The sequence below is a fragment of the Clostridium niameyense genome (genome assembly GCF_001243045.1).
In the GTDB taxonomy this organism is placed as follows: Bacteria; Bacillota; Clostridia; order Clostridiales; family Clostridiaceae; genus Clostridium_F; species Clostridium_F niameyense.
Genome location: NZ_LN849006.1, coordinates 85,170 through 109,111 on the forward strand (window position 1 = coordinate 85,170; position 23,942 = coordinate 109,111).

Genomic DNA, 23,942 nt, shown 5'->3' on the forward strand with positions numbered 1-23,942 from the left:
AAAAAATAATTGGTGACCCCTACGGGATTCGAACCCATGTTACCACCGTGAAAGGGTGGTGTCTTAACCGCTTGACCAAGGGGCCTTATATATAGCATTTTTATTACACAATGGAGCTGGCAATAGGACTTGAACCTACAACCTGCTGATTACAAGTCAGCTGCTCTGCCAATTGAGCCATGCCAGCATTTGGCGACCCAGAAGGGGATCGAACCCTCGACCTCCGGCGTGACAGGCCGGCACTCTAACCAGCTGAGCCACTGGGCCACTTTTTATGGTGGGCACAACAGGGCTCGAACCTGTGACCCCCTGCTTGTAAGGCAGATGCTCTCCCAGCTGAGCTATGCGCCCATAAAAATGTGGTGACCCCTACGGGATTCGAACCCATGTTACCACCGTGAAAGGGTGGTGTCTTAACCGCTTGACCAAGGGGCCTTATTAAATATTTTTCATCTGTTTGGTCTCTCTTGCGACCTAACATAGACTATAATACATTAAAAATAATAAAGTGTCAACACTTTTTTTAAATTTTTTTTACTTTTATTTATAAATGTTTAAAAATCAACATTTTCCCTAAATTTTATTTATAAAACATTTATACTCTCCATAACAATAAGAGCCGTATCTTCTATGGCACGTTTTGTTACATCTATAACCTTGCACTTTAACCTTCTCATAATTTTATCTGCATATTCTAGCTCTTTAAGAACCCTCTCCCCATTAGCATACTGTATATCCTTTGTAAACCTCATCATGCTATCTATTCTATGCCTTCTTATATCCATTAAATGTATTGGGTCTATAGTAAGTCCTATAATTTTTTTTCTATCTATTTCAAATAATTCTTGTGGTACAGGTATTTCTGGCATTAGAGGAACATTTAATGCCTTAATTCCCTTGTTTGCTAAATATATACTTAAAGGAGTTTTTGAAGTTCTAGAGAGTCCTATAAGAACTACATCTGCATATTTTATGCCTGAATGATCCTTACTATCATCATATCTTATAGCAAACTCCATAGCTTCTATTTTTTTATAATATTTTCTATCCATATCCCAAACAGCGCCCGGTTTATATTCAGGGGTTGCATTTAATATTCTAGAAACCAAACTTATACATGGACCTAATACATTAGAAATATGAATTCCTCGCTCTACACATCTTTCCACTAAGAATTCCCTTATATCAACTAAAACAACAGTAGATATAATTAATACCTCCTTTGGATTTTTTATTTTTCCCAAAAATTCATTAACATCTTCAAAAGTCTTTATATAAGGAACTCTTTCCACTTTAACTAAATCGTCAAATTGGCAAGCAGTAGCATTTGCTACTTGTTCTGCTGTTTCGCCTATAGAGTCAGATACCGCATATATTTTAAACACTTAAAATCACTCCCCTAAGTTTTATTTACTATTTTAAACACCCATATTTTTCCATAAGGGTGTTTAAAGATTCCCCTTTTTCAGTTTTTTTATTATAATATTTATTATAAACGTAAGAACAATTTTAAATACAGAATATTTTCCTTAATAATAGTCTTATAATAATTATATCACGTTAAAATTTACAATTATAGTATAAAAATACATAAAGAATAAAATATATATCAAGGAGAGATTTAAGTGTATCATGAAATAATAGTCATAGGTGGAGGTGCCTCTGGTATTATGGCTGCCATAACTTGTAGAGATATGGGAAAAGATGTAGCCATAATAGAAACAAACAATAGGATAGGAAAAAAGATTTTAGCTACAGGTAACGGTAGATGTAATATATCTAACAAATTTATTGATTCTTCAAGATACCACAGTAATAATAATAATTTTTTTAATCATACTTTAGAATCATTTACTGTAGATGATACTGAAGAATTTTTCAAATCCATAGGACTTCCTTTAATTACTTTAGAGCATGGAAAAATGTATCCTATGTCCCTTCAAGCTTCTTCTGTTGTAGATATGTTAAAACTAGCATTAGAAGATAGAAATATTCCTATATACTTAGATAATAAAGTTACTAATATAAAAAATTTTAATTCTAAATTTGAAATAAAAACCTCTACAAATGAGACATTTGAATGTGGCAAATTAATAATTGCTTGTGGTGGTAAATCCTCACCTAAAAGTGGTTCTGATGGTTCTGGATTTAAATTAGCTAATTCTTTAGGACATAATATCATAGACCCGACTCCTGCTTTAGTACAAATAAAATTAGATTTTAACTATTTAAAAGCCTTGTCTGGCGTTAAATTCAATGGTTTAGCAAAATTATATGTTAATAATAAATCTGTGCATGAAGAATTTGGAGAAATACTATTTACTGATTACGGAATATCTGGTCCACCTATTCTTCAATTAAGCAGTATAGTATCAAGAAACCAAAATAAAAATATGAACATATATGTAGATATTATTCCAAACTTAAATGAAAAAAAGTTAAAAAACTTTTTAGAAAATCATTGGGGGACCTTTTCTTATAGAAGCGTACATGAATCATTCATAGGTATACTTAATAAGAAAATAATACCTATATTGTTAAAGTGTTCTGGTATAGAAAATATTCATAAACCTTGTTATGAGTTAAGTTGGAAAGAGAAAGAAAGTATTTATACAAATTTAAAACAATGGAAATTTAAGGTTATCGGTACAAATTCCTTCAGTAATGCTCAAGTTACTGCTGGTGGAATAGATACCACTGAAGTATGTTATAAAACTTTAGAGTCTAAAAAAGTTAAAAATTTATTCTTTTGTGGTGAGATACTTGATGTAGATGGAGACTGCGGAGGATTTAATCTCCAATGGGCTTGGGCATCTGGGTATATAGCTTCTAAATCAGCTTGTAAATAATAAAAATCCCTTAAGGGATTTTTATTATTTGTGCCAATAAGTTTTAGCTACTGCAGATTTTTTTCCTTCTTCATTTTCTATTTTATGTACCCAAACTATATTATTTTCATTTTCTTCAATTAATTCAGTATATATATTAACTCTAGTACCGTACTTAACTTCCTTTTCATAAGATATACTAAGCTCATATAAATTATAATTTAAAACTATATCCAAAGGTATAGTTTCTATAATCCAAGCTACATATTTTATGTTATTAACATGTAAGTTAGTATCTATATCACTATATCTTACATCAAATTCTTTTCTATAAGAAAACTCTTCTGGCAACTTAATTTTAGGTATTTTAAATGGTTCCTTTTTTATCTCATCCAGTTTATACGCATCTAACATGTCTTTTGTTACTTTTATAGGCCTACCTTTATTTGTATCTATTAAAAGCCATACTGAATCACCTTCTATTATTACATTACCTTCAGAATCTATTATTTCAAATTTTCTATATGCATAAAATTTTCTAGATGACAATGGTATAGTCCTAGATACTATTTTTTCCCCAAATATTGGATATCTCTTTACTTTTATATGCCATTTATATAATACCCAGGCTACTCCTTTATCTTTTAAATACTCAAACCCTACACCAAATTTTTCAGATTGCTCCATAGAAACGTCTTCGAAATAATTCATAATGCTAGTAATCAATGCCCTTTTTTTATAATCTATTTCATGATAGTTTACATCAAACTTTTTATCTGTTACTACTCTATCCATATATATCTCCCCCATTTAAAAATTTATTATTTTATAGTTATATCATAGCAACAACTAAAGTAAATTAAAATAACCTTTTTAAAGTTTATAAATAAAAATCCCATGTAAAATGCATGGGATTTTTATTTATAATTATTTGTTTAATGCTTCTAATAATGCGTTAATATCCATTCCATGAACTATAGCTGCTTCTTCTAAAGTTTCAGCTTGTGCTGAAGGACAACCTACGCATCCCATTCCAAAGCTCATTAATATTTCTGCTGCGCCTTCGAAATTTCTAACTATTTCCCCTATAGTCATATCTTTAGTGATCTTCATAACTTATACCTCACTTTTTTCTTAGATTTATTTATATTATTATATCAACAAATCGGTTGTTTTAAAAGATGTTATATGGAAAGTTTAAATATTCACTAAACTATATGTCTGTTACCATCATAGTTTGATCTCTTTTTGGTCCTACAGATACTATAGAAACCTTTGTTTCTGTAAACTCTTCTATTCTTCTTAAATATATTTTTGCATTTTCTGGAAGTTCATTATAACTTCTAGCATTAGCTATATCATCATCCCAACCATCAAATTCTTCATATATAGGTTCACACTTAGCTAAATCTTCAAGACTTGCTGGAACATAATCAATAATTTCTCCATTTAATTTATATCCTACACATATTTTTATTTTTTCAAGACCTGCTAGTGTATCTATTTTTGTTACAGCAAAGCTCGTAAGTCCTGATATTCTAGCTGAAGTTTTTAATATAACTAAATCAAGCCATCCACATCTTCTTGCTCTTCCAGTAGTTACTCCAAATTCATGGCCCTTTTCTCTTATCCAACTTCCAGTATTATTAAATAATTCAGTAGGGAATGGTCCTTTACCTACTCTTGTAGTATAGGCTTTAGCAATTCCTACTGCGCTATTGATAGCAGTAGGGCCAACACCAGCTCCAATGCAAACTCCCCCGGCTATAGTACTAGAAGAAGTTACATATGGATATGTTCCATAATCTATATCAAGTAGTGTACCCTGAGCGCCTTCAAATAATACCTCTTTATTTTCTTTTATTTTTTTATTTACTATAACAGAAATATCCTTAACGAAAGGCTTCATTTTTTTAGCATATTCTAAGTACTCTTCACATATTTTATCAAAATCTAATGCTTCTCCACCAAAAACTTCTGTAATTATTTTATTTTTTATATCCAAAGTTTCTTTTAAATTTTCTTTAAATACATCTTCATGCATAAGATCACATACTCTTATACCGCTTCTTTCCATTTTATCTGTATAACATGGACCTATTCCTTTTCCTGTAGTACCTATATCCCTCTTACCTCTAGCTTTTTCCTTAATGCCATCTAGTACTTTATGATAAGGCATTATAAGTTGAGCTCTATCACTTATTATTAAGTTATTAGGAGTTATATTAACACCTAAGCCTTCTAAATAGTTTATTTCTTCAAATAAAGCCTTCGGGTCTAAAACTACACCATTACCTATTACATTTAACTTATCTTCATAAAGTATACCCGATGGTATTAAATGTAACTTATATTCCTTTTCTCCTACTACTACAGTATGACCTGCATTATTTCCACCTTGAAATCTTACTACTACGTTTGCCTTTTCCGCCAAATAATCAGTCATTTTTCCTTTTCCCTCATCGCCCCATTGAGCGCCTAAAACTATAAATGCTGACATATATTTTCCTCACTTTCACTTAAGAAACTTATTATACTTAATTAATATTTTTTGCACATTTATTATATTAACAAATGAACAATAAAATATCAATAAAATATACGAATATATCCATATATTTTTTTAATATCGTTCGCAAAATTTAATAAAAGTATTGTAGATTAAACTACAATACTTTTATTATTAGTTTTTATATTTATATTTATCCCCCAATAATCTTCCTACATATACTCCACTAGCTGATGCTTGAGATAAAGAATGAGTTACTCCCGAACTATCTCCTAAAACATAAAGTCCTTTTACATTTGTTTCTAAATTACTATCTACTTCTACATTTGAATTGTAGAATTTAACTTCAACTCCATATAATAAAGTATCTTCATTCGCAGTACCTGGTGCTATTTTATCTAATGCATATATCATTTCTATTATTCCATCTAATTGTCTCTTAGGAATAACTAAACTTAAATCTCCAGGTGTTGCCTTTAATGTAGGCCTAGTAAAACTTTTAGACATTCTATGTTCATTAGTTCTTCTACCTTTTACTAAATCCCCAAATCTTTGGACTAATACTCCCCCGCCCAACATATTACTTAATTTAGCTATAGATTCCCCATATTCATTACTATCCTTAAACGGTTCTGTGAATGTATTAGAAACTAACAAAGCAAAATTTGTATTTTCTGTATGGAGATCCTCGCTAGAATAGCTATGACCATTTACCGTTACTATACCATTAGTATTTTCACTTACCACTTCTCCATAAGGATTCATACAAAATGTTCTAACTAAGTCTCCATACTTTTTTGTTCTATATACGAGCTTACTTTCATAAACCTCGTCAGTTATATGTGAAAATATATCTGCTGGCAGCTCTACCCTCACACCTATATCTACTCTATTACTTTCTGTTTTTATTCCTAAATCTTTGCACACATTTGAAATCCACTTAGATCCGGATCTACCTGTTGCTAAAATTAAATCCTCACCTATAAAATCCCCATTACTTGTATATACCCTAAATTCATTATCGTTCTTCTTAACATCTAAAACTTCACAATCAAATTTCATATTTAATTTATCTTTTAATACATCATATATATTTCCTAGTATACTTAAATTTCTATCTGTACCTAAATGTCTAACCTTAGCATCTAATAAATGTAAATCACTCTGAAGGGCTTTCCTTTTTAAGTTTGAATTAGCTGTAGAATATAGTTTAGCATCTGATCCACCCATTTTGCATAAAACCTCATCTACATAATTCATAAGTTCTAATGATTTTTCTGATCCTACATATTTATATAATTCTCCACCAAAATTATTAGTTATATTGTACTTTCCGTCAGATAAGCTTCCCGCTCCACCATAACCATTCATTATATTACATACTTTACAGTGAATACATGTCTTTATATCCTTACCATTAATAGGACATTTTCTTTTTTCTAATCTATGTCCTTTTTCTATCATTAATACATTAATATTCGGATTTATTCTAATAATTTCATAAGCTGCAAATATGCCACTAGCACCTGATCCTACTATAATTACATCATAATTATTCATAAAGCACCTCCCTTTTTATATTACCAAAATAAAATAAGGTTTTCAATAGTTTTTACGAATATTTATGTTATTATTCTTAATATAGTTCGTATTTCAAAATTGTATACTATTTATTCATCCCACATATCTTCTATAAATTTATCTATATCCTTAGATAATTTTTTAGTTTCACTTTCATCTATACTTATTCTTCTACCAAATATGTTTATTACAACTCCTTCCCTTATACCCTTTGGCATTTTATTAATTGGTATATTCATAGTTTCTCCACTTTCTAATTCTACTACAGCAAATTCCTCTTCAAATCTATCGATTATTCCCTTCATTAATATTACACTCCTTACATATTAATTTTATTCTTCATATTTACAAAAAAGAAATCTATAATTTTATAGATTTCTTTTTTAATGAATTATTTTACTGAATTAAGCTTATCTAATACAATCTCTTCAATTGCTTTTATTTTTTCTTCTGATTCCTTTAAATTACTACCCTTTGTATAAATATATATCTTTATTTTTGGTTCTGTACCTGAAGGTCTAACTGCATACCAACTTCCATCATCAAGGAAAAATTTTAGAACGTTAGATCTTGGAATTTGACATGGCTTTTTCATATTATCTTTTAAATCGTATTCTATTCTACTTTCAAAGTCTATATACTTTTGTAATTTAGAAGATTTAATTTCCCTTGGAAAATCTCCCCTATAAACTTCCATCATTCTATTTATTCTATTTTTACCTTCTATACCCTCTAATATTAAAGATATTTGTTTTTCTCTATAGTATCCGTACTTTTTATAAATTTCATTTAGTATGTCTAAAAGAGTTTTCCCCTTTGACTTATAATAGGCAGCTGCTTCACATAAAAGCATTGATGAACTTACTCCATCCTTATCTCTTACAAATGTACCTCTTACATATCCTATACTTTCTTCATATCCAAATATAAATTCTTTTTTCTTTTCCTTAAGTTCTGGAATTCTGCCGCATATATTTTTAAATCCTGTAAGAGCTTCATAAGTTTCTACTCCATAGTCTTTTGCTATAACTTTTCCTAAGTCCCCTGTAACAATAGACTTAACAATAGCAGATCCTTCAGGTAATATTCCTTTTTCCTTCATACTACTTACTATATAATTTATAAGTATAGCTCCTGTTTGATTTCCATTAAAAGCTACATAATCTCCATTTTTATCTTTTACTTCAATTGCTAATCTGTCACAATCTGGATCCGTAGCTATTAAAAGTTCTGCTCCTACATTCTTACCTAGCTTTTCTGCATATTTAAAAGCTCTAGTATCTTCCGGATTTGGATATCCCACTGTTTTAAAATCTGGATCTGGGTTTTCTTGTTCCGGTACTACTATTATATTTTTAAATCCTCTTTCTTTTAAAACTCTCCTTACGGGAATATTACCTGTTCCATTTAAAGGTGTATATACTATTTTTATATCCTTGTCTATATTATCTCTTATACTTAAACCTTTTACTTTTTCTATATATTCATCATCTAATTCTTTTCCTATTATTTTTAAAAGTCCTAAATTTTTGGCTTCATTTTCTTCAATACTTTTTACTTCACTAAAACTATGTATCTTTAATATCTCTTCCGTAATTCCATTAGCAATATGAGATAATACTTGTGCTCCATCCTCCCAATATACTTTGTAACCGTTATATTCTTTAGGGTTATGACTTGCAGTTACAACTATTCCTGCTGCTGTGTTTAATCTTCTTACAGTAAAAGATAATTCTGGAGTTGGCCTTAAATCTTCAAATAAATAAGTTTTTATTCCATTAGCATTTAAAACTAATGCTGCAGTTTTAGCAAATTCTTTTGAAAAATGTCTACAATCAAAGGCTATAGCCACTCCTCTTTTAACGTATTGTTCCCCCTTTTCCTTTATGTAATTAGAAAGTCCTTGTGTTACTTTCGCTATGTTATATACATTCATTCTATTTGCTCCTGCACCTATCTTTCCCCTAAGTCCAGCAGTACCAAATTCTAATTCTTTATAAAATCTATCTTCTATTTCTTTATCATCATTTTCTATACTTTTAAGCTCTTTTTTAGTTTCCTCATCAATGAAAGCACTACTTAACCATTCTTCATATATTTTTCTATAGTTCATTCCTTATCTCCTCTCCCATATAACAATTAGTATATTAATTATTAATTTCAATATTTTATTTATAAATCCTTCTTAATCCTATTATAAATAAAAATTAATATTATTTTTTGTATTATTGTAAATAGTATTCACGATATTTCAACAATACCTATACTTATTTATAAATATAATATATTTAATATTAATAATGGAACTTGATAAATAAATTTAATTACTGACCTTGACTTTCTTTGACCTTAATGTTATTATATAAATAAATTATATATAAAGGAGGTCACTTAAATGTTTGATATAGTTCCTTTTAGAAGAAGTAATAAATTAATAAGAAAAAATGACGCTTTTGATGAATTTTTAAGCGAAATTTTTAATGATGATTTATTTTCATTATTAAATGCTAATAGCATTGAAACTAATTTTAGAGTAGATCTTAAAGAAACAGAAGATTCTTATTTAATAGAGGGTGATTTGCCTGGAATAAATAAAGAAGACATAAATATAGAGTTTAATAATAATTATTTAACTATATCTGCTAAACGAGAAGATTCTATTGAAAATAATAATCAAAATTATGTAAAACGTGAAAGAAGATATGGAGAATTTAAAAGAACCTTTTATATACACAACGTAGATGATACTAATATAACTGCTAAATTTAACAATGGGGTTTTAAAACTAAACTTACCTAAACTTGAAAAAAATAATTCTAATATTAAAAGAATAGAAATTCAATAAATAATTTGTTAATAAAAAAATCTGGAATTTTTAAACTCCAGATTTTTTTTATTCCTGATGTACTATATCTAAATTTCCAAATTTGCTGTATTGACCAATCCATGCAAGCTTCACTGTACCTGTAGGGCCATTTCTCTGCTTAGCTATAATACATTCCGCTATATTTTTATCCTCTGTTTCTTTATCATAATATTCATCTCTATATAAAAACATAACCAAATCTGCATCCTGCTCGATAGAGCCTGATTCTCTTAAATCAGATAGCATAGGCCTATGATCTGATCTTGCCTCTGGAGCACGAGATAACTGAGATAGTGCTATAATAGGGCAACTCATTTCTTTAGCTAATGCTTTAATAGACCTTGATATTTCTGATACTTCTTGTTGTCTACTCTCAGATCCACGACTACCTGACATAAGCTGAAGATAATCTATTACAATCATATCTATTCCATGCTCTATTTTTAACCTTCTACACTTTGATCTCATTTCCATTACAGATATACCTGGTGTATCATCTATAAATATTTTAGCAGATGCCAAAGGCCCAGAAACCCTAGCAATATTCTCCCAATCTTTATCTTCCAAATTTCCTGTTCTAAGTCTTAACATATCTATATTTGCTTGAGAACAGAGCATTTTATAGGAAAGTTGTTCTTTAGACATTTCTAAAGAAAATATTGCTACACTTTTTCCTTCCCTAAGTGCTGCATACTCCGCTATATTTAAAGCAAAAGTTGTTTTTCCCATGGAAGGTCTTGCTGCTATTAATACCATATCAGATTTTTGAAATCCAGAAGTTTTAGCATCTAATTCTCTAAAACCAGAAGGCACCCCCGTTGTTTCTCCTTTATTTTTAAATAAATTTTCTATTTGTATAAATCCTCTTTCCAGTACATTGCTTAATGGTTCAAAGTCAGAGGTAGTATTTCTATTAGATATATCAAACACTTTCTTTTCTGCAGAATCTATAACGTTCTCTACGTTATCTTGCTTACTATAGCAATCATCTATTATTTGCATAGAAGATTTTATAAGATTTCTTAATATAGATTTATCTTTTATTATTTTTATATAAGATTCTATATTAGCTGTAGAAATTATTGAACTACATAATTCTGTTATGTAAGTGATTCCGCCTGCTGCTTCTAATTTTTCTTTTGATCTAAGATTTTCTGTAAGAGTTAAAGTATCTACAGCTACATCCTTTTGATATAAATCCACTATAGCATCAAAAATAATTTTATGAGCATCTTTATAGAAATCTCCAGTGTTTAAAACTTCCACAGCATCTGCTATGGAAGTTTTATCTATAATCATAGAACCTAATACATTTTGTTCGGCATCAATACTTTGTGGCATACTTTTTATAGGTGCATCCATTAAAACATCTCTCCTTAAAACATTCTTAAACTAAAATACAATATTATTAAGTTCTTCTATATTGTCTACCGCAATTATTTCTATATCTTTTAAATCCACTGGCGCATCTTTTAAATTGTCCTTAGGTATTATAACAGTTTTTATACCTTTTCTTCTAGCACCATATATTTTTTCAAATATGCCTCCTACTGGTTTTACATTTCCCTTAAGAGATATTTCACCTGTTATAGCTATATCTTGTTTAAGAGGCTTGTTTAATAAAGAACTAATTATACACATGGTTATAGCAGTACCTGCAGATGGTCCATCTATCTTACCGCCTCCAATTACATTAACATGTATATCATAATCGTATATATCTTTATTAGTTATCTTTCTTATTACAGAAGCCGCATTAAACACTGAATCTTTAGCCATACTACCAGCTGTTTCATTAAATCTTATGGTTCCTTTTCCTTTATCTCTTGATTTAAATACAACTGATTCTATTTCTATAGTAGAACCTATATAACCACTAACTCCTAGTCCATATATATGTCCAACTTGTAATTCTTCTTTATCTTTTAGGGTATCATAAGGTGATAATCTATTTATAGATATAATTTCCTGTAAATCCTTAGTGCTTATCTTTAAATTATCTTTATTTTCGCCTTTTGCGTTATATAAAGCATAACCATATACATCTGATAGTATATTTACTGCTTTTCTACCTTCTATAGTATATCTACTTATAATGTTTGGAACTTCATCTTCAAGTTCTACATTTAATTTTTCAGCAGCATTTTCTACTATATTTTCAATATCCTTGGAGGACAATGGTTCAAAAAATACTTCTGTACATCTTGATCTTAAAGCTGGATTTATTTCTGAAGGTTCCCTAGTAGTAGCTCCTATAAGTACAAAATCTGCTGGTGCACCTTTTTCAAACAAATATTTTATATACTTAGGAATATTCTCATCATCTGGATCATAATAAGAAGATGAAAACTCTACTCTTTTATCCTCTAGCACCTTTAAAAGCTTATTTTGGAGCATATCATCTAACTCTCCAATTTCATCTATAAATAAAACTCCTCCATGAGCTTTTGTTACAAGTCCTACTTTAGGCTCAGGTATCCCTGTTTCTGCTAAATCTCTTTTTGATCCTTGATATATAGGATCATGTACAGATCCTAATAACGGATTTGTTATCTCTCTTGGATCCCATCTTAAAGTTGCTCCATCTACCTCTATAAACTTAGCCTCATCCTCAAAAGGAGTATACTTTAATTTTTTAACTTCTTCTAAAGCTAATCTAGCTGCAGAAGTTTTACCAACCCCTGGTGGCCCATACAATATAATATGTTGTGGATATGGTGATGATATCTTAGATAGAAGAGATTTTATAGCCCTCTCTTGGCCTATAATTTGAGAAAAAGAATTTGGTCTTAGCAAATATTGTATATCATTATTTAATTTCTTTGAATCTAATTTTTCTAATTCCTCATATTTATTTAATGTCTTAGTATTTTCAGACCCCTTTTGTTTTTTTATAACACTTAATTTGATTTCTTCTATATATTTTTCTTGTTTATCTATTAAAAACTTTTCTACTTCTTTTTCAATATTATTTTCCACGTATCTTCTAGCTAACATATCTACAATCAAATCACTAGTCTCTTTTAACACTTGTGTAGCATTATTTTCTGTAGGAATTATTTGGACGCCTTCACCATTACTAGCTATCCTGTTTATAGCATAAAGTCTTTCACATATATCATCACTATCTATATATTTTTGTAGTTTAAATTTAACTATTCTAGACCTTATTATAGAATCTTTTAATAGTTTTTTTAATATTTCAAACAATATATCCACTTGAACATCTAAAGATATATTCTCTACGGTATCTTGCTCTAAATTGTTAATCACTTCTTGTTCTAATTCATCTAACATTTTAGACTTCACAATGTTCCTCCTATTCCTCCTCAATTACAACTTTAATTTTAGTTGAAACCTCAGGATAAACCTTTAATTCTGCATCATAATTTCCTAATTGCCTTATTGTTTCACAAACTATTTTTTTCTTATCTATATTCACTTTATATTGTTGTTTTAGTTTATCTGATAAATCCTTTGATGTTATTGATCCAAAAAGCCTTCCATTTTCACCAGTTTTAACTTTAAATTTTAGTTCTTTACCCATTAAAGAATTAGCTAGTTTTTGTGCTTCTTCTAATTCTTTTAATTTTTTTCTTCTTTCAGCTTCTTTTTTATTGTTTAATATATGTACGTTGGAATCAGTAGCTTCCTCCGCTATATTCTTAGGTATTAAATAGTTTCTTGCATATCCATCTGAAGCATTAACTAAGTCCCCCTTCTTACCTAATGACTTTACATCTTTTAATAATATAACCTTCATTATTCTTCACCTTCCTGTAAATATTTGCCTATGGCATTTTTAAGTTTATTAATAGCATCTTGTAATCTAATAGATTGCATTTTAGCTCCTGCCATAGTCATATGACCTCCCCCACCTAACATTTCTAATATTAATTGAACATTTAATTTACCAAGAGACCTTCCACTTATAAATATTTCATTCTTTATTTCTACAAAAACAAAAGAAGCTTGAACACCTGTAATATTTAAAAGTTCATCTGCTACTTGAGCTGCTAGTACATTATCCTGAATATCAGGTGGACATATGGCTATAGCAATTTCATTTTTAATTTCAGCTGATTTTATTATTTCTAACTTTTTTATATAAGTATCTAAATCGCTTGAAAATATCTTTTTAACATCGATAGTATCTGCTCCTAGCTTTTTCAAGAAAGAAGCTGCCTCAAATGTTCTAGCACCTGTCTTAAAATAAAAATTCTTGGTATCTACATATATTCCTGCTAATAATGCCTCTGCTATAATAGGCGATATATTAGGTTTCTCAACCATATATTGAATCATTTCCGATACTAACTCGGAAGTAGATGACGCATACGGCTCTATATAGCTTAAGATAGCATTATCTATATAATCTGTAGCTCGCCTATGATGGTCTATTATAACTATATTATTAAATTCTTCTACTAAGTTTATATCTTGAACATGGCTTTTATTATGAGCATCAACTATAATAAGTAAACTATTTTTGTCTACAAATTCTTTAGCCTTTTTACTATCTATAAAAGTTTTTTCATAACCATCTTCTTTTTTTATTTTATCTAATAAAAACTTAGTGCTATTATTAATGTTATTTAATATTATATTACATTCTCTATTTAATTGTAATATAATATTATGAAGTCCTACTGCTGAACCTACACAATCTATATCAGCATTTATATGACCCATTATAAAAACCCTGCTACTTTCATTGATTAAATTTACTAAAGCATGGGCTATAACTCTTGCTCTTACTTTTGTCCTTTTTTCTACTTCCTTAGTTTTTCCTCCATAGAAATAAAGCTTTTCTTTATCTTTTACAACAGTTTGATCTCCACCTCTACCTAAAGCTAGTTCTTTAGCTGTCACAGCATAATTATAATTTTCTATAGGGGTTTCTGCATCTTTACCTATACCAATACTTAAAGTAGCAGATATTCTATTTCCTGTATCTATATCCCTTATTTTATCTAATATATCAAACTTTTTTTCCATTTGCTTTTGTATATATTTATTTTGTGATGATAATATATATTTATTGGGTTCATATTTTTTTATCATTGCATTCATATCTTTAGCAAAACTATTTATATTTCTTTCTATATCTGCAATAAGCAATGGCTTTTTATCATTATCTAATCCTGTTATGACATCATCAAAATTGTCTACTTCTATTAATACAATTCCTTCTTTTTTTGCCTCTATGTTATTCATTATATTCAATATATCTGTAATATCATAAAAATATAAAATTAGTATTTGGTCGTCTATATGAGTATCCGATATAGCATTAGTATAAATATTGTAATATCTATTTTTAAATTTAATTTTCTCAAAAACATTTTTTTTGCCTTCTATAGATTGCTTAAAATTAAACCCCTTTAATTTTTCATTTATATGACCAACTATTACTTCCTCTCCTAATATATTAGATAACTCCTTATTATACCAAATTATCTGACCAGTATTGGATACAATTATCATGGGAAAAGGAATATTCGTAAAAGCTCCTTTAAAGATTGTATCCATTTTAAAGGAGAATTCTTCTATGAACTCGCTAAATTGCTGTTCTTTATATTTCATAGTTTTTAAATTATATAATACTAATACTAAATATAAAAATATAGATATTACACCAACTTTAATATGATTGTATAGAAATAGAATAACTATAAGCAAAGCTATTATTAGCATATGTATCTTATTGCTATTAATAAATTTCTTATATTTATTATCCATTTATAGTCCCCCATTTTTATTATTATTTAATCTGTAGGGATCTAATTTTCTAAAATCCATTACTATATCTAATAATCCTATAAAAATATATATGATACTTAAATTTGAAAACATAGTAAATAATATTATTACAAATAAAAGACCTTTAGATATATTAAATTTATTTCTTAAATAATAGATTGCTACAGATAACCCATCTATAATAAATAGGATTTGTAAAATTATTTGAGATGAGACCATTAAATAATCTCCTATAGATAAATTTTTTCTATTAAGTAATATTCCTATTAACAATATTATTGACAATATCGCAGCTAATCTAACATTAATATATATTTTTGAAAATGGTATTGGAGATTTTATATTTTTATATCCTAACTTATTTAATATTGCCTTTGTTATTATATAGTTTAAAAAGCCAGATATAAATGAAGCTACTATTAAAACTCCAGGTATAAACTTAACTATATATTCAGGTTTAAAAATTGCCATACTTTTCTCGAGATATTGTATTTTTTCCTGAGGTACTCCTGCCTTTGTATAAATTTGTTTATACATATCCATAGTTTCGTTTAAAACTTTTATATAATCATTTATAAAAGCGATTATACCTCTTCTATCTACAAATAAAAAATACATTGAAAATTTTATTATAGTAGATATTAAAAATCCTATTGCCAAATATATTATTGTTGTTAAAAAACTCTTATCTTTTTTTATACAGTATCCTAATACAATTCCCATAATGCCAAAAGATATAGTTGTACTTATTCCTATTAATGGATTATTCAACAAACTTACTATTACACCAGTACAAACTATAGATAATATAGTATTTTTACAGTCTTGTCTTAAATATAAAACAGTTATGGGTATTGGTAATATAAAGCTTACTATTGTCCCAAATACCGGTATATATAAATTAGCTAATACCAATACTACCATTAAAGCAACTGTAAGTCCTGCCTCCACTAATGACTTTGTTTTTCCCTGTCTATTATACATATTTTCCTCCACTATTCTTTTTCTTTTAAATAATTATATAATTTACTTAAACTCTTACCTTCCTTTTCTATATGGTCTTCTTCAATTATCCCTACTTTTAACTTTTTCTTCATATTTTCATCTACTGCTACAAAAGAATATCCTAATTTTTCTGACAATAAATATAAGATCATAATTGCCCCGGAAATACAATCTAATATAGCTTCATGTGCTACATTGCTACCTTTTGTTAAGAGTTTGAAAAAATCACCAATTATACATAATAGTTCCGCCTTTAGTTCCTCTATAATTTTAACATTATACATTATATTAAAATTATTTTTTTTCATATAACATACATCCCCTCTTTTAAGCTATACTTATATTTTAGTTATAATTTATTATTTATGCAATGATAGTAAAACTGTTAAATAATTAAAATTATATATTAAATTGGTTTTATATGTCATACCTGCATTATTTAATATATACATGTATATTATACATTATACTAATAAAAAAGCTGACTACGAAATTGTAATCAGCTTTTTATGTAAATTTTATATTACTCAGTTGTAAATGGTAATAAAGCAATATTTCTTGCTCTTTTTATAGCTATTGTTAATTCTCTTTGATGCTTAGCGCAGTTTCCAGAAATTCTTCTTGGTAGAATCTTTCCTCTATCTGTTACATACTTTCTAAGCTTATTTATGTCTTTATAATCTATAGCTCCAGCTTTTTCTATACAAAAAGCACATACCTTTTTCTTAGGTCTTCTTTGTCTTCTTCCGCCTTCTCTAGCTCCCATGTTTATCCCTCCTTTAAACTAAAATGGGATGTCTCCATCATCTACTGGAATAACATCATCATCGAAAGATTGATCTTTATGATTACTTTCTGATGAATAATTCGAACTTCCTATATTGTCATATGGTGAGTCAGTTGAGGTTTTATTACCCCATTCAAGAAATTGGATTTCTTCTGATATTACCTCTGTAACATATCTTCTTGTGCCGTCTTTAGCCTCATAGCTTCTAGTTTGAATTCTTCCGTTAACTGCTACAAGTTTTCCTTTACTCATATAATTAGCCGTAGATTCAGCTTGTTTACCCCATACTACTATAGGAATAAAATCTGCTTCCCTCTGACCATCTCTTTGGAATCTTCTATCTACCGCTAATGTAAAAGTAGCAACAGCTGTACCATTTCCCGGGGTGAATCTCAATTCTGGGTCTTTAGTTAACCTTCCAATTAAAACAACCTTATTCAACAAAAGCACCACCTTATTGTTCTAATGTTATGATCATGTGTCTCATAACTGTATCTGTGATTCTAAATACTCTATCTAATTCTTTTGGTAATTCAGTATCAGCTAAGAAATTAATTAAAACATAGTAACCTTCATTAATTTTATTAATTTCATAAGCTAACTTTCTTTTACCCCATAAGTCAACATTTTCTATTGTTCCACCTGCGTTTTCTATAACACCTTTGAATTTTTCAACGTTGGCTTTGTAACCTTCTTCATCTAATGATGGGTTTAATATAAATACAGTTTCATATTTTCTCATTATGTTCACCTCCTCCCCTCGGACTAACGGCTGTACTTTGTACAGCAGGGATTATTCATACATCTAATAATTTTATCACAGTCTAATATATAAATCAACAAACAATTTTATAACATTTCAATAAATGCAGATATTCTTGTTTTTAATTGTCCTATATCTGTTTGTGAGTAATCTGTTTCTATACTCATATAAGAAATATTTTTTTCTTCATTAATAAATTTTTTGACTGCTGCAGTCTCTACATTATAAGTATGACAAGCTTGTAATATTACATCTACCACCCCATCTACTTTATAATCATCTATAAGTTCTGATAACAATTCAAATCTATCATAGTTAGGACTCATACAAGAACAAGGTATACTTAAGTATTTTTCAGTTAAAGCATCTATTGGATTCTTATTTTCATCTACCAACTTTCCTATTTCTTTAACTCCACTACAATTTTCATAAACTACTACTACCCCACCATTTTCTTCTATTAATTCTATTATCTTTTGTACACCTTCTCCCATAGGACATCCAGTTATTAATATTCTTTTATCTTTTTTTGATACTTTTCTTCTTCCTAATTCATAATCCTCTTTAGCATTAATCACCATAGATTTTAAAGATTTTATTTCTTCATTTTTATCCCACTTAAATCCAGAACCTGTTAATACTTTCATTATTTCAAGTCCTGTAACTGGAGGAGGACATAATTTCCCAAGTTCGTAAAATTCTTTTAATGCTTTTCTTTCCTCATTTCTTATTTTTATCATTTCCTTTATTTTTTCTTCTGTTATTTCCACATTAAATTTATTTTCTAGAGTTTCCTTTAATCTTACAATTTCATTTTTCCATAAGTTAAAAGCATCCTTAGTATTTTGTACTTGTGGTAACTGCATTACATGAACAGGTCTTATATCATTTAAAAATTCATACATTTTTTTCTTCCCATCACAAGTTGTTTCCCCTACTATTAAATCTGAAAAATATGTATATGGACATTTTTCTGTTAAAGCAAAACCATAAGAAGATTTTATAAGTGGACATAAATTTCTTGGTAATACTTTTTCTGCATCAGGTATAGTTTCATCATTTTTTCCACATAAACCTACTGGCAATGCTCCAGAAGCTGCTATTATCTCCCATGGAGTATAAGTACAGAATACTCCCACTACATTTTTTCCTTTATCTTTTAAATTTTTAACTGTTACAAATCCTTTTCTTCGAGCATCACTGAACTCTTCAAATTCTTGTGGTAAACTATTCATTACAATACCCCCATAATTTCATTATTAACTTATTGGTATCTCATCTATTTATAAATGCTTTTCTTAAGCATAGTAAATTTATATTATTTTTTCATACCCCAATAATAACACAGTATGTATTAAATCATGTACACATATATTTGTTTTTTATAGCAACTATTTTATATATTTGTTTTCATTATAAGCATACAAAAAATACTCTATTCCAAAAGAATAGAGCTTTTCTTATGTATTTATATTATTCACTTTTTTCTAATATATTTTTAAGTCTTTTCTCAAAAGTGTTTCTTGGGAGCATAATTATTCTATTACATCCCAAACACTTTATTTTTATATCTGCTCCCATCCTAATTATCTTCCACCTATTAGTTCCACAAGGATGAGACTTTTTCATTTCTACTACATCTCCTAAGTCAAACTCTTTAGGCATATTATCTCTCCTTTATTATTTTATTATATTTAATTTATTATATGGAATCTCTATGTTTTCCTCTTTTAATTTATTTAATATATTCTTTCTTAAATTAACTTCTGCCGACCATTGATTCATAGGAGTAGTCTTTCCATATATAGTAACACCCACTCCACTGCTTCCTAATGAGGTAACTCCATACACTTTAGGTCCTTCTACTATTATATCTGAATTTTCTATTTTAAACCTATCACATGCACTATTTATTATACTTATAGCTTTATCTATATTTTCTTCATATGCTATATTAATCTCCACTTTAAATCTAATATTGCCCTTGGTATGATTAGTAACTTTAGTAATTAATCCATTAGGAATTATATGTATATCACCATTAAAATCTCTTAATCTAGTAACTCTTAATTCTATTTTATCTACAACACCTGATTTATCATCTATACTTATATAGTCTCCTACAGAAAATTGCTCTTCGAATAAAATAAAAAAGCCACTTATTACATCTTTAATTAAATTTTGAGCTCCAAAACCTAATGCAACTCCACCTACTCCTGCAAATACAGATCCTACTCCACCAAATATAACCTCAAATATACTTACTATCCCGAAAAAATAAACACTATATTTTAATAAACTTTTTAATATAGTTCCAATAGTTAATGCTTTTTTTTCATCTAAAGAATATTTCATTTTTCTTTGTCTTTTTACAAATCTAGTTATTATTCCATTACCTACTTTTATAAAAATAAACATTAAAACTAATATAAATATTATTTTTATAATTGAAGATATAAAATTCTCTATCATTTTAGGTTTTATAACTATATTTCCTATTCTTATTCCTTCATTAAATAAATCAAATTTAAAATTTAATGACATCATTATAATACTAATTCGTAGTTACCCCCCTCCTTCAAATAAACATTTTTTATGTTTATTTCATTAGAGTCCATAATAGGCTTTACTTTTTCATATTCTTTGTCATCTATTCTTATACTTATACCACAACTTTTGGTAATATATGTAGGGGTTGGTATGATTCTTAGCTTAATTCCTTTATCTTTTAAAACCGCTTCTCCATCCATAGCATTATGAGTATTATTAAATGTTATTACATAAGTTTTCATGCTTATCACCTACCTTTAATCCATTTTACATTACAATTATAAAACTTTGCAAGTGCGTATACAATTATATGAGTTTAGTTTATAATAATAAATAACTATTTGCATTGTTTAAAGTATATTTACTATTATGTAATATTAAATATTAATAAATACATAAGGGGGATTTTTTTATGAAAATTTATTTAGATAATGCTGCTACCACATATCCCAAACCTGAAAAAGTTTATCAAGACATCTTAGATTACATGAAAAATATTGGTGCTAGTCCTGGAAGAGGTGGTTATACTAATGCATTAATCGGGGATAGACTAGTATATAACTGCAGAAGTGAAATAATAAATTTGTTCAATTTTAATAAAATAGAAAATGTAATTTTCACTCATAATATTACTAGTTCATTAAATATATTAATAAAATCAGTAATAAAGCAAGGTTGGCATGTAATAACTTCCTCTATGGATCATAACTCAGTTTTAAGGCCCCTCGTATCTCTTAAAAACAGCGGAAAAATAGAGTTAGACATATTAAAGTGCTCAAAAGAAGGGCTTTTAAACGTAACTGACTTTAAAAATGCTATTAAAAAAAATACTAGGCTTGTAGTTCTAAGTCACGCCTCTAACATAGTTGGAACTATTCAGCCCCTGGAAAAAATAGGTAAAATATGCAAAGAAAAAAATATTTATTTTATAATAGATTCTGCACAAACTGCAGGAATACTACCTTTAGATTTTAATAAACTTAATTGTAATGCTTTGGCATTTACAGGTCATAAATCTTTACTTGGACCTCAAGGTACTGGTGGTTTTATAATTGATGATATTTTGAATAATGAAGCAACCAACTTTATAGAAGGTGGTACAGGCAGCTTATCTGAAAGCACAATTCAACCTGATTTTTTACCTGACAAATTTGAAAGTGGTACTATGAATACTCCTGGTATTGTTGGATTATTAGCGGGAATTAACTATATAAATAAAGAAGGAATAAACACTATAAAAGAAAGAGAAGAATATCTATGTAAAAATTTTATTGAAGGACTTTTAAATATTGAATCAGTAAAAATATATGGTCCTTTAGATGCCTCTTTAAGAACTGCTACCATATCAATAAACTCATCTAAAATAGATAACTCAGAATTAGGTTTTATTTTAGATGACGAATTTGGAATTATGGTTAGAACAGGGCTTCATTGTGCACCTCTAGGTCATAAAACCATTGGCTCTTTTCCACAAGGAACCTTAAGATTTAGCTTTGGTGCTTTTAATGACATGAAAGATATAAACTACACTTTATATAGTTTGAATAAATTACTTAATAGGATGTGATTTTTTATTTTATGGATTTAATATTAAATAAACTAGATAAACTAATAATATTCTTTATAATATATACTATTACATTTTTAGTTTTTTTCAAAACACTACCTTATACTCTACCTTTTGTTTTAGCTTTTATATTTGCTATGATACTAAAATCACCTACTAAATATTTAGTAAGAAAATTTAATTTTAAAAATTCTACGGCATCCTTAATGGTTACAATTATATTTTTTTCTATAATAATTATATTATTAACTTTTGGAATAAATTCTTTAGTTAGAGAACTTATAGAACTTGGAAAAAACACTCAATCTTATTTATACTCTAATGAAGATTCTATAACTAATTTTGTAAATAAACTTTATGGGTATTATGTTGGATTAGATCCTTCTATTACATCTTCTATAAAAAGAACCTTAACTAATTCCTTTTCTAAAATCTCTAAATTAGCAGTAGTTTTAACAGGTAAAGCAGCATCTTCAATAGTAAGCTTAGTTTCTTCTGTACCATATATACTAATGGTAGTTTTATTTACATTGTTATGTACTTATTTTTTTACTAAAGATTTAAGTAATCATAAAAACACTATCGATTCAATTATATCAAAAGAAAAATTTAATAAATATTTTATATTATATGAAGAAGCAAAAAAAATGCTTATAAGTTATATTAAATCTTATATGTTTCTTATAGGTATAACCTTTATTGAAACATTATTTGTATTTTTAATATTTAAAATTAAATATTCTATAATATTAAGTATAATAGCAGCTATAGCAGATATACTTCCTTTAATAGGTATAAGTATTATATATATTCCTTTAGCTTTAATATATATTTTTATATATAAAAATTATCTAGTAGGAATAGGATTACTTATAGCTTTCGCTGCAATTTCTATAATAAGACAAATTTTAGAACCTAAATTATTGTCTTCTTCATTAGGACTACATCCTGTATCAGTATTGGCTGCTATTTTCATAGGACTAAAAGCTAATGGATTCTCTGGTATGTTCTTCTGTATATTTTTTGTAGTCTTTTATAATGTGTTTTCAAAATCAGACGCAATATAATTTTTGATATAACAGTATAAAACCTCCTACTATGGATATAATTCCTAATGGGAGGTTTTAATATGCTTAATAAAACAATTTTGGATTGTAATTGTCCTGAAACTATTTCTACATTAAGGGACTTAATCTGTAATGAAATATATCCTGCTATTAAAAGAAATAGAGAAATAATTATTATTTGTATAGGCAGTGATCGTTCTACAGGAGATAGTTTAGGACCATTAGTAGGTGAAAAACTAAAATTTTTAATTAGGGAAAAAGTGAAATTGTATGGTAATTTAGAAAATCCTGTTCATGCTAAAAATTTATCTAATGTTATTTCTGAAATTGATTCAAAATATAATAACCCATATATAATTGCTATAGATGCATGTTTAGGTAATATACAAAACATAGGTAAAATTATAATAGATTGTAAACCTATATTTCCTGGTTCAGCAGTAAATAAAAATTTACCCCCTGTCGGAGACTTAAGTATAACTGGAATAGTAAACATGTCTGGTGCTTTAGAATTTATGGTATTACAAAATACTCGCCTTTATACTGTTATGACTTTAGCTGAATATATATCTAAAGGAATATATCATTCCATAATAAAAACTTTTGGTGGTAAACATAACAATTATTATAGTAAAAAAGAAGTAAAAAATATATAA

24 protein-coding genes, 5 tRNA genes and 1 pseudogene are annotated in these 23,942 nt (G+C 28.0%); 5 read left to right on the forward strand and 25 right to left on the reverse strand.

Annotation, left to right across the window (positions count from 1 at the left end; all coding sequences use genetic code 11):
• Positions 1–10: 10 nt before the first annotated feature.
• From BN1711_RS00715 to BN1711_RS00740, 6 genes are all read right to left on the reverse strand, one after another.
• Positions 11–85 (reverse strand) — tRNA-Glu (locus BN1711_RS00715).
• Between the two features lie 26 nt (positions 86–111).
• A tRNA-Thr gene (locus tag BN1711_RS00720) sits at positions 112–187 on the reverse strand.
• A gap of 3 nt (positions 188–190) precedes the next feature.
• Positions 191–267: transfer RNA gene (locus BN1711_RS00725), tRNA-Asp, on the reverse strand.
• Between the two features lie 8 nt (positions 268–275).
• A tRNA-Val gene (locus BN1711_RS00730) sits at positions 276–351 on the reverse strand.
• 9 nt (positions 352–360) lie between these two features.
• Positions 361–435 (reverse strand) — tRNA-Glu (locus BN1711_RS00735).
• A gap of 149 nt (positions 436–584) precedes the next feature.
• Complete coding sequence (locus BN1711_RS00740) at positions 585–1,385, reverse strand: pyruvate, water dikinase regulatory protein (protein ID WP_050606299.1); 801 nt, start codon at positions 1,383–1,385, stop codon at positions 585–587.
• Positions 1,386–1,625: 240 nt separating this feature from the next.
• Between BN1711_RS00740 and BN1711_RS00745 the strand changes: the two genes are divergently transcribed.
• On the forward strand, positions 1,626–2,849 hold the full coding sequence (locus tag BN1711_RS00745; RefSeq protein WP_050606300.1) for a BaiN/RdsA family NAD(P)/FAD-dependent oxidoreductase: 1,224 nt from the start codon (positions 1,626–1,628) through the stop codon (positions 2,847–2,849).
• A 24-nt stretch (positions 2,850–2,873) separates the two neighbouring features.
• Here the strand turns inward: BN1711_RS00745 and BN1711_RS00750 are convergent, their stop codons facing one another.
• The 6 genes from BN1711_RS00750 to BN1711_RS00775 form a co-directional block, all read right to left on the reverse strand.
• Positions 2,874–3,623 carry an acyl-[acyl-carrier-protein] thioesterase gene (locus BN1711_RS00750; RefSeq protein ID WP_050606301.1) on the reverse strand — a complete coding sequence of 250 codons (750 nt, stop codon included), beginning with the start codon at positions 3,621–3,623 and terminating at the stop codon, positions 2,874–2,876.
• A 132-nt stretch (positions 3,624–3,755) separates the two neighbouring features.
• Positions 3,756–3,941 carry a DUF1858 domain-containing protein gene (locus tag BN1711_RS00755; protein ID WP_050606302.1) on the reverse strand — a complete coding sequence of 62 codons (186 nt, stop codon included), beginning with the start codon at positions 3,939–3,941 and terminating at the stop codon, positions 3,756–3,758.
• Between the two features lie 100 nt (positions 3,942–4,041).
• A complete protein-coding gene (locus BN1711_RS00760; protein WP_050606303.1) occupies positions 4,042–5,328 on the reverse strand; it encodes an adenylosuccinate synthase in 1,287 nt (428 codons plus the stop codon).
• A gap of 183 nt (positions 5,329–5,511) precedes the next feature.
• Positions 5,512–6,897 carry an NAD(P)/FAD-dependent oxidoreductase gene (locus BN1711_RS00765; protein WP_050606304.1) on the reverse strand — a complete coding sequence of 462 codons (1,386 nt, stop codon included), beginning with the start codon at positions 6,895–6,897 and terminating at the stop codon, positions 5,512–5,514.
• A 110-nt stretch (positions 6,898–7,007) separates the two neighbouring features.
• On the reverse strand, positions 7,008–7,223 hold the full coding sequence (locus BN1711_RS00770; protein WP_050606305.1) for a DUF3006 domain-containing protein: 216 nt from the start codon (positions 7,221–7,223) through the stop codon (positions 7,008–7,010).
• An 86-nt stretch (positions 7,224–7,309) separates the two neighbouring features.
• Entirely contained in the window at positions 7,310–9,031 is a 1,722-nt protein-coding gene (locus BN1711_RS00775; protein WP_050606306.1) for a phospho-sugar mutase, read from the reverse strand.
• A 282-nt stretch (positions 9,032–9,313) separates the two neighbouring features.
• On the opposite strand from BN1711_RS00775, the gene hsp18 reads away from it, so the two are divergent.
• Positions 9,314–9,763 (forward strand): heat shock protein Hsp18, encoded by a 450-nt coding sequence (gene hsp18 / locus BN1711_RS00780; protein ID WP_050606307.1) that lies wholly within the window; start codon positions 9,314–9,316, stop codon positions 9,761–9,763.
• A 48-nt stretch (positions 9,764–9,811) separates the two neighbouring features.
• Here hsp18 and BN1711_RS00785 read toward each other — a convergent pair whose 3' ends face one another.
• The 13 genes and pseudogenes from BN1711_RS00785 to BN1711_RS00845 all read right to left on the reverse strand — a co-directional run bounded on the left by BN1711_RS00785 (position 9,812) and on the right by BN1711_RS00845 (position 20,894).
• Positions 9,812–11,146: a replicative DNA helicase gene (locus tag BN1711_RS00785; protein ID WP_050606308.1), complete on the reverse strand. Its 1,335-nt coding sequence runs from the start codon at positions 11,144–11,146 to the stop codon at positions 9,812–9,814.
• Positions 11,147–11,176: 30 nt separating this feature from the next.
• Positions 11,177–13,093: a Lon family ATP-dependent protease gene (lonC, locus tag BN1711_RS00790; RefSeq protein WP_050606309.1), complete on the reverse strand. Its 1,917-nt coding sequence runs from the start codon at positions 13,091–13,093 to the stop codon at positions 11,177–11,179.
• Between the two features lie 10 nt (positions 13,094–13,103).
• Positions 13,104–13,547, reverse strand: coding sequence for a 50S ribosomal protein L9 (gene rplI, locus BN1711_RS00795; RefSeq protein WP_050606310.1), 444 nt, complete (start codon positions 13,545–13,547; stop codon positions 13,104–13,106).
• Positions 13,547–15,526 carry a DHH family phosphoesterase gene (locus BN1711_RS00800; protein WP_050606311.1) on the reverse strand — a complete coding sequence of 660 codons (1,980 nt, stop codon included), beginning with the start codon at positions 15,524–15,526 and terminating at the stop codon, positions 13,547–13,549. Before BN1711_RS00800 ends, rplI begins: the two co-directional genes overlap by 1 nt.
• Positions 15,527–16,531 carry a YybS family protein gene (locus BN1711_RS00805; RefSeq protein WP_050606312.1) on the reverse strand — a complete coding sequence of 335 codons (1,005 nt, stop codon included), beginning with the start codon at positions 16,529–16,531 and terminating at the stop codon, positions 15,527–15,529.
• A gap of 11 nt (positions 16,532–16,542) precedes the next feature.
• Positions 16,543–16,860: a MazG-like family protein gene (locus tag BN1711_RS00810; protein ID WP_050606313.1), complete on the reverse strand. Its 318-nt coding sequence runs from the start codon at positions 16,858–16,860 to the stop codon at positions 16,543–16,545.
• Between the two features lie 215 nt (positions 16,861–17,075).
• Entirely contained in the window at positions 17,076–17,318 is a 243-nt protein-coding gene (gene rpsR, locus BN1711_RS00815) for a 30S ribosomal protein S18 (RefSeq protein ID WP_050606314.1), read from the reverse strand.
• 134 nt (positions 17,319–17,452) lie between these two features.
• Positions 17,453–17,780: pseudogene (locus BN1711_RS00820) on the reverse strand (single-stranded DNA-binding protein); the annotation flags it as partial.
• A gap of 13 nt (positions 17,781–17,793) precedes the next feature.
• Complete coding sequence (rpsF, locus tag BN1711_RS00825) at positions 17,794–18,081, reverse strand: 30S ribosomal protein S6 (protein WP_050606316.1); 288 nt, start codon at positions 18,079–18,081, stop codon at positions 17,794–17,796.
• A 107-nt stretch (positions 18,082–18,188) separates the two neighbouring features.
• Positions 18,189–19,337: a double-cubane-cluster-containing anaerobic reductase gene (locus BN1711_RS00830; RefSeq protein WP_050606317.1), complete on the reverse strand. Its 1,149-nt coding sequence runs from the start codon at positions 19,335–19,337 to the stop codon at positions 18,189–18,191.
• Between the two features lie 238 nt (positions 19,338–19,575).
• On the reverse strand, positions 19,576–19,767 hold the full coding sequence (locus BN1711_RS00835) for a DUF951 domain-containing protein (protein ID WP_050606318.1): 192 nt from the start codon (positions 19,765–19,767) through the stop codon (positions 19,576–19,578).
• Between the two features lie 15 nt (positions 19,768–19,782).
• Positions 19,783–20,652, reverse strand: a complete 870-nt coding sequence (locus BN1711_RS00840) for a mechanosensitive ion channel family protein (protein WP_423243695.1) — start codon at positions 20,650–20,652, stop codon at positions 19,783–19,785.
• A complete protein-coding gene (locus tag BN1711_RS00845; protein ID WP_050606320.1) occupies positions 20,649–20,894 on the reverse strand; it encodes a putative Se/S carrier protein in 246 nt (81 codons plus the stop codon). Before BN1711_RS00845 ends, BN1711_RS00840 begins: the two co-directional genes overlap by 4 nt.
• 170 nt (positions 20,895–21,064) lie before the next feature.
• Between BN1711_RS00845 and BN1711_RS00850 the strand changes: the two genes are divergently transcribed.
• The 3 genes from BN1711_RS00850 (at position 21,065) to yyaC (ending at position 23,942) form a co-directional block, all read left to right on the forward strand.
• Positions 21,065–22,219, forward strand: coding sequence for an aminotransferase class V-fold PLP-dependent enzyme (locus tag BN1711_RS00850; protein WP_050606321.1), 1,155 nt, complete (start codon positions 21,065–21,067; stop codon positions 22,217–22,219).
• A gap of 11 nt (positions 22,220–22,230) precedes the next feature.
• A complete protein-coding gene (ytvI, locus tag BN1711_RS00855) occupies positions 22,231–23,286 on the forward strand; it encodes a sporulation integral membrane protein YtvI (RefSeq protein ID WP_050606322.1) in 1,056 nt (351 codons plus the stop codon).
• Positions 23,287–23,348: 62 nt separating this feature from the next.
• Positions 23,349–23,942, forward strand: coding sequence for a spore protease YyaC (gene yyaC / locus BN1711_RS00860; protein WP_050606323.1), 594 nt, complete (start codon positions 23,349–23,351; stop codon positions 23,940–23,942).

Bases quoted from the DNA above. Each gene is read 5' to 3' on its own strand.
- BN1711_RS00750 (WP_050606301.1), bottom strand. From the start codon at position 3,623: ATGGATAGAGTAGTAACAGATAAAAAGTTTGATGTAAACTATCATGAA.
- BN1711_RS00755 (WP_050606302.1), bottom strand. From the start codon at position 3,941: ATGAAGATCACTAAAGATATGACTATAGGGGAAATAGTTAGAAATTTC.
- BN1711_RS00760 (WP_050606303.1), bottom strand. From the start codon at position 5,328: ATGTCAGCATTTATAGTTTTAGGCGCTCAATGGGGCGATGAGGGAAAA.
- BN1711_RS00765 (WP_050606304.1), bottom strand. From the start codon at position 6,897: ATGAATAATTATGATGTAATTATAGTAGGATCAGGTGCTAGTGGCATA.
- BN1711_RS00770 (WP_050606305.1), bottom strand. From the start codon at position 7,223: ATGAAGGGAATAATCGATAGATTTGAAGAGGAATTTGCTGTAGTAGAA.
- BN1711_RS00775 (WP_050606306.1), bottom strand. From the start codon at position 9,031: ATGAACTATAGAAAAATATATGAAGAATGGTTAAGTAGTGCTTTCATT.
- hsp18 (WP_050606307.1), top strand. From the start codon at position 9,314: ATGTTTGATATAGTTCCTTTTAGAAGAAGTAATAAATTAATAAGAAAA.
- BN1711_RS00785 (WP_050606308.1), bottom strand. From the start codon at position 11,146: ATGGATGCACCTATAAAAAGTATGCCACAAAGTATTGATGCCGAACAA.
- rplI (WP_050606310.1), bottom strand. From the start codon at position 13,547: ATGAAGGTTATATTATTAAAAGATGTAAAGTCATTAGGTAAGAAGGGG.
- BN1711_RS00800 (WP_050606311.1), bottom strand. From the start codon at position 15,526: ATGGATAATAAATATAAGAAATTTATTAATAGCAATAAGATACATATG.
- BN1711_RS00805 (WP_050606312.1), bottom strand. From the start codon at position 16,531: ATGTATAATAGACAGGGAAAAACAAAGTCATTAGTGGAGGCAGGACTT.
- BN1711_RS00810 (WP_050606313.1), bottom strand. From the start codon at position 16,860: ATGAAAAAAAATAATTTTAATATAATGTATAATGTTAAAATTATAGAG.
- rpsR (WP_050606314.1), bottom strand. From the start codon at position 17,318: ATGGGAGCTAGAGAAGGCGGAAGAAGACAAAGAAGACCTAAGAAAAAG.
- rpsF (WP_050606316.1), bottom strand. From the start codon at position 18,081: ATGAGAAAATATGAAACTGTATTTATATTAAACCCATCATTAGATGAA.
- BN1711_RS00830 (WP_050606317.1), bottom strand. From the start codon at position 19,337: ATGAATAGTTTACCACAAGAATTTGAAGAGTTCAGTGATGCTCGAAGA.
- BN1711_RS00835 (WP_050606318.1), bottom strand. From the start codon at position 19,767: ATGCCTAAAGAGTTTGACTTAGGAGATGTAGTAGAAATGAAAAAGTCT.
- BN1711_RS00845 (WP_050606320.1), bottom strand. From the start codon at position 20,894: ATGAAAACTTATGTAATAACATTTAATAATACTCATAATGCTATGGAT.
- BN1711_RS00850 (WP_050606321.1), top strand. From the start codon at position 21,065: ATGAAAATTTATTTAGATAATGCTGCTACCACATATCCCAAACCTGAA.
- ytvI (WP_050606322.1), top strand. From the start codon at position 22,231: ATGGATTTAATATTAAATAAACTAGATAAACTAATAATATTCTTTATA.
- yyaC (WP_050606323.1), top strand. From the start codon at position 23,349: ATGCTTAATAAAACAATTTTGGATTGTAATTGTCCTGAAACTATTTCT.